The organism is Acinetobacter sp. UBA6571 (genome assembly GCF_002434085.1).
In the GTDB taxonomy this organism is placed as follows: Bacteria; Pseudomonadota; Gammaproteobacteria; order Pseudomonadales; family Moraxellaceae; genus Acinetobacter; species Acinetobacter radioresistens.
The window spans coordinates 1-9,344 of sequence record NZ_DJJJ01000054.1 but is presented as its reverse complement, the minus strand read 5'-3'; the positions used below and the strand labels follow the sequence as shown (position 1 = coordinate 9,344).

The following is a 9,344-nucleotide window of genomic DNA, read 5'->3' as shown; positions in this document are numbered from 1 at the left end:
ACCTTATGTACATGATCTGACAAATCGCTATAAGGTCCGTAGTCTGTTCGTCGAATCACAAGATTTACCTATCATAGATATACAACTCACCTTTAATGCAGGTTCGGCAAGAGATGAAAGTATAGAAAAAGGATTAAACGGATTAGCAAATATGACAGCTAATCTGCTAAATGAAGGCACAGAGTTTTATACTGCGCAAGAGGTTGCAAATACTTTTGACCATCTTGGTTCGCAGGTCAGTAAAAATGCCTAACGCGATAGGGTTATTGTACGCTTGCGGGTTTTATCAGATCCAAAAAAGCTTGAACCAGCTTTAGCAATGATGATTCATCTATTGAATCACTCCAGTTTTAATAATTCAGGCATTAAGCTGATTTTAAACAATACCCAGGCAGGTCAGAAACAGGTTCAAGAGAATCCAGGCAGAATGCGGGATGTACGTTTCTATCGGAGTTTGTATGGGACTCATCCTTATGCAGAACCCACTCCAGGTACCCAGCGTAGTATTAGTAAAATCACCACTAAACACCTGAGAGCTTTTAGAGACACTTTTTTAGTAGCACAGAATATGAATATTGCTATTACGGGTAAACTCAATCAGCGGGAAGCGCTTAAACTTTCTGAACGTATTGCAGGAAATTTACCACAAGGTCAAAGAGCTCCAACACTTCCTGTTCCGGAAGAGCACAACGGTTTTAATATTCAACATATTCCATTTAATTCATCACAGGCTCATGTCAGCATGGGCCAACTGGGCATTACCCGTTTTGATCCAGACAGACTCGCCCTAGAAGTTGCTAACCAGATGCTGGGAGGAAGCGGCTTTAACTCGCTACTGATGCGTGAGTTAAGGGTAAAACGTGGTTATACCTATGGCGCTTATAGCACAATAAACTCAACTCAAGCCCGTGGTGTCTTTAATATTAGCTACTCCACCCGTCAAGACCAGCTGCTAGACAGTATCCGGGTTGCGCACAAAACGCTGCTTGATTTTGTTCAACAGCCACTTGACCAGAAACAGCTAGAAGAAACTAAAGCAGGCATATTACGCGCATTTCCAATGAATTTCAGCAGTAATGCCAGCATGAATGCACAGTTAGGTGCTATCGGGTTTTATGGTCTACCTGCCAATTATCTGACTCAATATTCCAAACAGCTGGCTAATCTGACCACCAAGGATGTAGAAAAGGCCGTAAAATTACATTTAAATCCTGAAAATCTGACTTTAGTTATTGTGAGTGAAACCTTGGACAAACAGGCTATACAGAGCATTTTAGAGCAAAACCTGAATTCACAGATAACATCGCCTGCGGCTTCTAAACCTATACCTAGCGCAAATCCTCTGCCGCCTGTGCCGGATAATGCTTCACCTGTGTCTGTTCAAACTGATACGCCCGCATCAATTTAAGATAATAGATGCGCTGAATCTTTTTAGTTTGTAATAGTTCAAGAGCCATTTTCTGAGTTTTGGGATGAACAGCCTGTTTTGAAAGTATTAAAATATTTTGATATTGGTTGGTGGCAACAGGTCGAGATAGACCAATACAAACCATTAAAAAAATTAGGCCCATAACAAGCAGTACAAAAATATCATAGATACGATCTAGTGTTAGAACTGCTTTAATTTTCTGGAAACTATGTGGGAATATGAGCATAACCTACCTCGAATAACAGGTAGTTTAAAGTGCTCGCAGGTAAAAGTACAAGTAAAGTGGTCTAATAATAGCGCAAGCTGTATATTATTAGACCGGTTCACTATTTGCATATCAATGCTCAGTAAAAGACTACCCGGATTACCGTGTAGTAGAGCACAGCAGCAACAATCGCCATTACTACAAATATTGCAAAAATACCGACTCCACGTTCTGAATCTGCCGGATGCAGGTCGTCTTCATCTGCAATACGTAAAAGTTCTCCATTATAAATTGAGTAAAAGCGTACACGGTCATCATATTCATACTGCCGAGTAAAATCATAAACATGCTTGCGCTGTTTCAAACAAAAATTCCCCAAATGTACGTTCTGATCTAATGATGCCGCATCCAGATTACGCCGATGAGCATGTGCCAGTGCGACAATTTGCTGCTCAGTTGGAGGATAGTCAAAATGCAAACCATCAAGGGTATTATATCTTTCATTACTGACAGTTGAAGTATCCGCTATTATTGTGGAAGCCATAATTATTGTCCTCTTATTTATCTAATTTTCTTTTTCATTCTAATAAAAACATTTTTTGTTTAATGTTTAAACATGTAAGCTTGAAAAACAGAATCTTTACCCAATATGTACATTGACAAGTTAAGACTAATGTAATATTAGTTTCACATAGATTTGTTATTTTAATATTAAGACAATTTGTCTTTTATATTCGCAATCATAATTACAATAAGGAGTTTACTATGATTCAAAATATCTCTCATCATGACTTAGAACATGTGTACGCTAATGCTGTAAATACAATACAGTCTCAAATGAATTTTAGCGAGGCTGTACAGCAGCTAGAAGAAGTTGCTCGTGCAGGTCATGGTAAAGCGGCCCTTTTCCTTGCCGAGCTTTATTACCAGGGTTTCCGTGTAGAACGGGATTCCTTAAAAGCTCAGTACTGGCAAAAGATGGCCACGATGCAGGCTTAACAAAACGTCACCTAGGTGGCGTTTTTTAATACCTTAAAATAATAATTTCTTACCGAATATACCTAAAGCTTAAACTGTACTTTCATAATTAAACCTTACAATAGGCCTGACTTCGAAATTCTTATAGCCATGAATGATCATGAATACTTATAGCCAACTTCAACCTGCTTCTAAAGAACTTATAATTAAACTCTCTATTTTAAAAACAATGATGTATTGTGGTGTGGTCTGGGGCCTTTATAATGATGGCTGGGCAATCAAATCAGACCAGGAAGACTATGTCTTTCCTTTCTGGCTTAATGGTGTGCAGGCACACCGTTATGCTCAGGTACATTGGCCAAACTATACGCCACGCCGTATTACTCCGAAAGACTTTCAGAAATCACTATTACCGACATTAACTCGTCTGAATGTTACACCAGCACTATTTAACTCATCTAACCGTAAGTTTAAACTTTCTGCCAATCAGATGTGTCATTTTTTCTTTAGTGAATTAAACTGTGATGCACTTTAAAAAAGTGAATTCATAAGATAAGCTTGCTGAAACCTGTATATCTCGATATACATTTTCAGCATTTTTTAACGAGATTATTTTAAACTCTTTGCATTTTCTAAAAATCAGGCTAAGTTAAATTAAAACGATAAGTAATACCAAGGAATCATTATATGACTACTGTCTCTCAGGTTCTTCACAATAAAACAGAAAAAGCCATTTTTACTATTTCACCAGAAGCTACTGTACTTGAAGCGATTTCACTTATGGCCAACAAGGGAATCGGTGCATTAATCATAACTGATGAACAGCGTGTCGTTGGAATTTTGTCTGAGCGCGATTACACCCGTAAAGTTGCATTAATGGAACGCTCTTCCTATAACACCACAGTGAGTGAAATTATGACCAATAAGGTTTTAACCGTGGGTCTTAATAATACTGTAGAAGATTGTCTTCAACTGATGACTGACCGCCATTTGCGACATTTACCCGTGCTTGAAGACGAGCGGCTGGTAGGTTTGATTTCAATCGGTGATCTGGTCAAAGCTGCAATGGAAGACCAGCGTCTGATGATTGATCAGTTACAGCAATACATTTCAGGTTAAATTTAGAACTTTTAACAACCCTTAATTAAACAGGTATACATAAAGATACCTGTTTAATTATCTTAAAATGTAAAGATTAGAGACCCAGTTTTGCTGCCACATAATCTGAATCTTTATCACCCCGGCCAGAAAGGTTTACAATAATCCGAATCTCTTTAGGCATTTTAGGTGCCTCACGAATTGCCCATGCAACTGCATGAGAGCTTTCAAGTGCAGGTACAATCCCTTCCACGCGCGATAACGTCATAAAGGCAGCCAGACACTCCTCATCACTGGCGGTAGCGTACTCTACTCGACCAATATCCTTGAGGTAACTATGCTGTGGCCCTACTCCAGGATAATCCAGCCCTGAGGCTATAGAGTGAACAGGTAGTGGCTCACCATGCTCATCTTCCAGCACATAACAGGCCATACCATGTAGTTTGCTTGGTTTACCAAGTGTTAGAGATGCTGAATGCATAGGAGTATCTAAACCATGACCAGCCGGCTCAACTCCGACTAATTTAACATCCCGGTCATTTAAAAATGCACTAAATGCACCAATTGCATTAGAGCCGCCGCCTACACAGGCAACAATATAATCTGGATTACTTCCAAAACGCTCATGGGTTTGCTCTTTAATTTCCTTTCCAATAACAGACTGAAAATCACGGACCATTTTAGGAAATGGATGAGGACCGACAACAGAACCAATCGCATAAATAAAGTGATCAGGGTCTTTTAAATATTCTTCAAAAGCACTATCCACTGCATCTTTAAGAGTAGCAGTACCACGCGTTACTGAGACCAGTTTTGCTCCCAGAATTTTCATTTTTACAACATTTGGATGTTCTTTTTCAATATCTACCTGCCCCATGTGAATTTCACAAGGAATACCCACCAATGCACAGGCAGTTGCCAAGGCCACGCCATGTTGCCCGGCTCCAGTCTCGGCAATAACTTTGGTTTTACCCATATATTTGGCCAGTAATGCCTCACCCAGACAATGATTAATTTTATGGGCACCAGTATGGTTCAGATCTTCACGTTTCAGATAGATTTGTGCCCCGCCTAATTGATCAGACAGTCGCTTCGCATGAAATAATGGACTTGGACGGCCAACATAATGTGCAAAAAGATCAGCCAGCTCTTGCTGAAACTCTGGAGTATGGCGTATTTCTTCATAAGCCAGATTAATCTGATCCATAGCCTGTTTTAAATGTGGTGGAATAAACTGGCCCCCATATTCACCAAAGAACCCCTGTTCATCCGGTAAAGCTACGCCATTGATTTGATGATTCATAATAAGTTCCAGCTTGTATACATTTTTAAACAGGGAGATTAACGTGCCAGATAGCGGGTCATCTCTTCAATTCCTTTAAGCGTCATTGGATACATGTGATCTTCAAAAATTTCCTTAATCATGGCTATAGTCTGAGTATAATGCCAATAACTTTCCTGCTCCGGGTTCAGCCAAGCTGTTTTATCGAAGTGCTGACGCAGGCGTCTTAGCCACACTTCACCCGCTTCATCATTCATGTATTCAACTGATCCGCCAACCGATCTGAGTTCGTAAGGTGCCATGCTGGCATCGCCAACTACAATTACACGATAATCTCTGGCATAAGTATTAAACAGCTCTTGCGTTTCCATACGGGTTGAGGAACGCCGATAGTTATCTTTCCAGACATAGTCATACAGGCAGTTATGGAAATAAAAATATTCCAATGTTTTAAATTCGGTACGTGCGGCGCTGAACAGTTTTTCACATTCACTGATATGGGCATCCATAGAACCACCCACGTCGAACAGCATCAATACTTTAACCCGGTTACGACGCTCTGGTACCATCTGTACATCCAGAATCCCCTGCTTGGCTGTCTCACGAATAGTACCGTCAATATCTAACTCTTCGGCAGCACCGGTACGGGCAAACTTACGTAAACGACGTAATGCCAGCTGCATCTGCCGCGAACCAAGGATCTGCTCATCATCAAGGTTCTTGTATTTGCGCTGTTCCCACACTTTAACTGCTGAGCGCTTTCGCCCCGGCCCTCCGATACGGACTCCCTCAGGATGATCACCGTAAGCACCAAACGGAGAAGTACCCCCTGTACCAATCATCCGGTTGCCACCCTGATGTTTTTTATGCTGTTCACGCAAGCGCTCTTCAAGCATTTTCATCAGCTCCTCAAGTGAGCCTGCTTTCTTGAGTTCTTCGCGCTGTTCAGGAGTAAGATGTTTTTCAAGCAGCTCCAGATCAAACCAGTCTTTTGGCAGTTTATGAACCTGTTTTAACAACTCATCCAGATCAATACTTTCGATCCCATCAAAATAGTCCTTCATGGCACGGTCAAACTTGTCAAAAAATCGTTCATCCTTGACCAAGATCATCCGTGCCAGCTGATAAAAAACTTCTTCATCAGCAAAGACTAACCCTTGCGCAACTGCCTGATTTAAATCGATCAGCTCCCGGGTAGTCACCGGTATTCCATATTTGCGTAATGTATAAAACAGCCGCACGAACATAGCAGGAGCCTCTTAACGTCGTGACATAAAAGCAAGACGCTCAAGAAGCTGCACATCCTGTTCATTTTTGATCAGGGCACCGTATAAAGGCGGAATTGCCTTAGACTTATCATGATGTCGCAAAATATCTTCTGGCATTTCATCAGCCATCAGCAGGCTCAACCAGTCAATCAGTTCAGAAGTTGAAGGTGGTTTTTTCAAGCTTGGTATCTGGCGTAGCTTGAAAAATATCTGCAAGGCTTCACTGACCAGAGTAGCCGAAATATTTGGAAAATGGACATTGATAATAGCCCGCATGGTAGCTTCATCCGGGAACTCAATATAGTGAAAAAAGCATCGACGTAAAAATGCATCTGGTAATTCTTTTTCGTTATTTGAAGTAATAATCACAATCGGACGCTGAATTGCTGTGACTGTCTCACCCGTTTCATATACGAAAAATGACATTTTATCAATTTCATGCAACAGGTCATTTGGAAATTCGATATCTGCTTTATCAATCTCATCAATCAGCAGTACACAGCGTTCTTCACTGGTAAATGCTTCCCACAGTTTCCCAGGCTTAATATAATTTGCAATATCGTATACCCGGTCATCACCAAGCTGACTGTCACGCAGACGCGATACCGCATCATATTCATATAATCCCTGCTGCGCTTTAGTGGTCGACTTGATGTGCCAGGTGATCAACTTTAAACCCAGACTCGCTGCTACCTGCTCTGCAAGCAAGGTTTTGCCTGTTCCTGGCTCTCCTTTAACCAGTAACGGCTTTTGCAGAATACGGGCCGCATTTACTGCAAGTTTAAGGCTTTCAGTGGCAATATATTGCTCTGTACCAGAAAATTTTTGAGAATCCAAAGACATAATTAAACCTTATTTTTATTACTTAAAGTGGCGAAGTCTTTTTGGGTGCCGTATAACGTGTCCACAGATACCCGATTAGCAGGCCAAGCGCAATTACAAACAAAATAGCCGCCAGATTGGACCAGACAAGCGGGTACTCTTTAGTGAGTACACCAAAGATCAGCCCAAAGGTTGCTGGCGCAATGGAAGCATTTGGCCCTTCTGAAACAGTCGGGGTGACCAGAATTGCAAAAACGATAATCCAGCTAATTGCTCCAACCGGCGCTAGAATACGTCTTGCGATATTAGTCCAGCACCATAAAATAATTAATGTACCAAGACCATAAACTGTTACAGCGATGCTATCTTCAGGAATTGAATCGAGCATCGAAAGTAAACTGTTCCAAACTCCTGAAAATTGATCAAGCACCACGCAAGCCCTCTGGTTCTACTGCATTAGGGTTAATTAAACCTTCTGGAGGCATTTGAATAAAAAAGCCTTTGGTTTGTAGGGAATCGAGTACATGTAATACATTTACCCGAGCCAGACGGCGTGTTTCAGATAGTTCAAGATGCATTACAAAAGTAGCCCGCCCAAAAGCATGACGTAATACTTCAGGCACTATCTCAAGCGGATCAAGTTCCGAAGAGTCAGACTCGGCTGAATAATCAGGACGTGCAATATAAAGGTACATCTCATCTTTCTTACTAGATCTATAAATATCACAATGCATTTTTGAAACAGAACTCATAAAACTCAAATCAAAGCATACATGAAAAAGACGACGGTTACATTAGCCATCATTAACGCATCAGTCGTGTTTTTACTTAAATATGCCGCTCTTCGTCAATTCATATTTAGTTAATTTGTTACTTTCATCTGGGTCGATAAATAGCTTTCATCCTGTTGTAAAATCTGGATAAGCGGCTTGGTTAATATTTCATAGCGCCAACCCAGCAGATAGTCTGGCAAATTCTGCTCATCTCCATGAAAGACGACATGCTGATATAAAGAATTCATCCATTTTTTACGCAGTAGAACCTCTTTGGGTACTTTAGTCTCTTCAACAACTGTTTGAATCAGGTTATCTACCTGCTCGGCAGTAGTTTTTGAGGCCTGTTTGATGGGACGAGCCATACGTAATGGCCACTCTTCTGCTTTAGGCAAAAATTTCAGCAAGTCCAGAATAACTTTTCCATATTCACGTACCACACCGGCACGAATATCTTTAATACTTGCCAGCTGGAAATTATTACGTGGATTTTTCTCGACCAAATCAATCATGGTTGAGTTGCGTAGAATAAAGCTACGAGGCTGGTTAAGTGCCTTAACCATTTGCTCACGCCACACACTTAAATGTTGAAGCTGCATAAGCTTGCGACGTGTATGCCGGTAATTGCCCACATCCTGATACAGTAAATGTAGGGGTGTTTCCTCAGCAATTTCTTGGGTCAGGTGCTTACAGTCTTCAAGTACACACTCATACAGGTTTTTCTGCTTAAGTTCAGTTTTAATCTGTTCGGCTAACTGTCCCAAGTACAACACATCATTTGCTGCATAATGTAGCTGTTCATCCGTCAGTGGTCGAGCTAGCCAGTCAGAACGGGTTTGATCTTTTTCAATATCAATATCAAGCACAAGTTTTAAAGCATTCTGATAACTTACCTGTAAACCTTGGCCTAAAAAAGACAAGCCAACTTGAGTATCAAATACATTGCTTAGGCTATAAGGGCCAGCATAATGATAAATCAGATCAATATCTTCACTACAGGCATGAAAAATATTTTGCTGGGCCCGATAAACTTTTTTCCAGAAAGCTGTAAGGTCTAAAGTTGTACCATCCAGTAAAAATATCTGCTCTGCAATATTAATCTGGAAAACACCGAGTTTAGGCCAAAAGGTATCGACTTTAATAAATTCAGTATCAAGTGCATAAACCGGATGTTGATCCATGAGGTAGAGCACTTTTTCTAAATCAGTTTGCTGTTCGATAAACTGAAACATAGGAGCTCAACAGTAATTTTTTGTTCATATTAACAAGTTAGGGTTATTTTATATATAGGTTTCTACTATTAGTCTTTTGTCTAAATCTTTATTAATTCAATGTTTTTAAATAGAATTAATACGTATTAACTATTTTCTAATCAATTTGATTGGTTATATTTTAGATGATTTTTTATATTTACTTTGGAATTAGCCTTATTTAGCAGTGAGTTTTTTTATATTGTCATAGTTATATCTAGGCAGAGTAAAACTTGAAG

10 protein-coding genes and 1 pseudogene are annotated in these 9,344 nt (G+C 40.2%); 4 read left to right on the top strand and 7 right to left on the bottom strand.

Translation table 11 applies throughout. The annotated features are described in order from the left end of the window. Positions 1–1,408 (top strand): annotated as a pseudogene (locus B3X18_RS10100) (M16 family metallopeptidase); the annotation flags it as partial. 365 nt (positions 1,409–1,773) lie between these two features. On the opposite strand, the gene B3X18_RS10095 reads toward B3X18_RS10100, so the two are convergent. Next, the gene (locus B3X18_RS10095; protein ID WP_005020150.1) at positions 1,774–2,178 is read right to left on the bottom strand and encodes a hypothetical protein; all 405 of its coding nucleotides are present in this window, start codon (positions 2,176–2,178) and stop codon (positions 1,774–1,776) included. A gap of 221 nt (positions 2,179–2,399) precedes the next feature. Between B3X18_RS10095 and B3X18_RS10090 the strand changes: the two genes are divergently transcribed. The 3 genes from B3X18_RS10090 to B3X18_RS10080 all read left to right on the top strand — a co-directional run bounded on the left by B3X18_RS10090 (position 2,400) and on the right by B3X18_RS10080 (position 3,731). Beyond that, a complete protein-coding gene (locus B3X18_RS10090) occupies positions 2,400–2,633 on the top strand; it encodes a hypothetical protein (RefSeq protein ID WP_005020149.1) in 234 nt (77 codons plus the stop codon). Between the two features lie 139 nt (positions 2,634–2,772). Beyond that, positions 2,773–3,147, top strand: a complete 375-nt coding sequence (locus B3X18_RS10085; protein ID WP_005020148.1) for a DUF2750 domain-containing protein — start codon at positions 2,773–2,775, stop codon at positions 3,145–3,147. Positions 3,148–3,299: 152 nt separating this feature from the next. After that, positions 3,300–3,731, top strand: a complete 432-nt coding sequence (locus tag B3X18_RS10080) for a CBS domain-containing protein (protein ID WP_005026075.1) — start codon at positions 3,300–3,302, stop codon at positions 3,729–3,731. Between the two features lie 76 nt (positions 3,732–3,807). On the opposite strand, the gene trpB is transcribed toward B3X18_RS10080, so the two are convergent. From trpB to B3X18_RS10050, 6 genes are all read right to left on the bottom strand, one after another. Next, positions 3,808–5,013 (bottom strand): tryptophan synthase subunit beta, encoded by a 1,206-nt coding sequence (gene trpB / locus B3X18_RS10075; RefSeq protein ID WP_005020146.1) that lies wholly within the window; start codon positions 5,011–5,013, stop codon positions 3,808–3,810. 38 nt (positions 5,014–5,051) lie between these two features. Beyond that, complete coding sequence (locus B3X18_RS10070; protein ID WP_005026079.1) at positions 5,052–6,239, bottom strand: vWA domain-containing protein; 1,188 nt, start codon at positions 6,237–6,239, stop codon at positions 5,052–5,054. A 12-nt stretch (positions 6,240–6,251) separates the two neighbouring features. Further along, positions 6,252–7,103, bottom strand: coding sequence for an AAA family ATPase (locus B3X18_RS10065; RefSeq protein WP_005020138.1), 852 nt, complete (start codon positions 7,101–7,103; stop codon positions 6,252–6,254). A gap of 22 nt (positions 7,104–7,125) precedes the next feature. Further along, positions 7,126–7,470: a hypothetical protein gene (locus B3X18_RS10060; protein WP_016801309.1), complete on the bottom strand. Its 345-nt coding sequence runs from the start codon at positions 7,468–7,470 to the stop codon at positions 7,126–7,128. A gap of 34 nt (positions 7,471–7,504) precedes the next feature. Continuing rightward, on the bottom strand, positions 7,505–7,816 hold the full coding sequence (locus B3X18_RS10055; protein ID WP_005020136.1) for a YcgL domain-containing protein: 312 nt from the start codon (positions 7,814–7,816) through the stop codon (positions 7,505–7,507). Between the two features lie 128 nt (positions 7,817–7,944). Next, positions 7,945–9,087 (bottom strand): ribonuclease D, encoded by a 1,143-nt coding sequence (locus tag B3X18_RS10050; RefSeq protein WP_286935512.1) that lies wholly within the window; start codon positions 9,085–9,087, stop codon positions 7,945–7,947. Positions 9,088–9,344: the final 257 nt, after the last annotated feature.

What these genes read in the sequence shown, in the direction of transcription:
- B3X18_RS10080 (WP_005026075.1), top strand. Translation starts at nt 3,300, where the DNA reads ATGACTACTGTCTCTCAGGTTCTTCACAATAAAACAGAAAAAGCCATT.
- B3X18_RS10055 (WP_005020136.1), bottom strand. Translation starts at nt 7,816, where the DNA reads ATGCATTGTGATATTTATAGATCTAGTAAGAAAGATGAGATGTACCTT.
- B3X18_RS10095 (WP_005020150.1), bottom strand. Translation starts at nt 2,178, where the DNA reads ATGGCTTCCACAATAATAGCGGATACTTCAACTGTCAGTAATGAAAGA.
- B3X18_RS10090 (WP_005020149.1), top strand. Translation starts at nt 2,400, where the DNA reads ATGATTCAAAATATCTCTCATCATGACTTAGAACATGTGTACGCTAAT.
- B3X18_RS10085 (WP_005020148.1), top strand. Translation starts at nt 2,773, where the DNA reads ATGAATACTTATAGCCAACTTCAACCTGCTTCTAAAGAACTTATAATT.
- B3X18_RS10050 (WP_286935512.1), bottom strand. Translation starts at nt 9,087, where the DNA reads ATGTTTCAGTTTATCGAACAGCAAACTGATTTAGAAAAAGTGCTCTAC.
- B3X18_RS10060 (WP_016801309.1), bottom strand. Translation starts at nt 7,470, where the DNA reads ATGCTCGATTCAATTCCTGAAGATAGCATCGCTGTAACAGTTTATGGT.
- B3X18_RS10065 (WP_005020138.1), bottom strand. Translation starts at nt 7,103, where the DNA reads ATGTCTTTGGATTCTCAAAAATTTTCTGGTACAGAGCAATATATTGCC.
- trpB (WP_005020146.1), bottom strand. Translation starts at nt 5,013, where the DNA reads ATGAATCATCAAATCAATGGCGTAGCTTTACCGGATGAACAGGGGTTC.
- B3X18_RS10070 (WP_005026079.1), bottom strand. Translation starts at nt 6,239, where the DNA reads ATGTTCGTGCGGCTGTTTTATACATTACGCAAATATGGAATACCGGTG.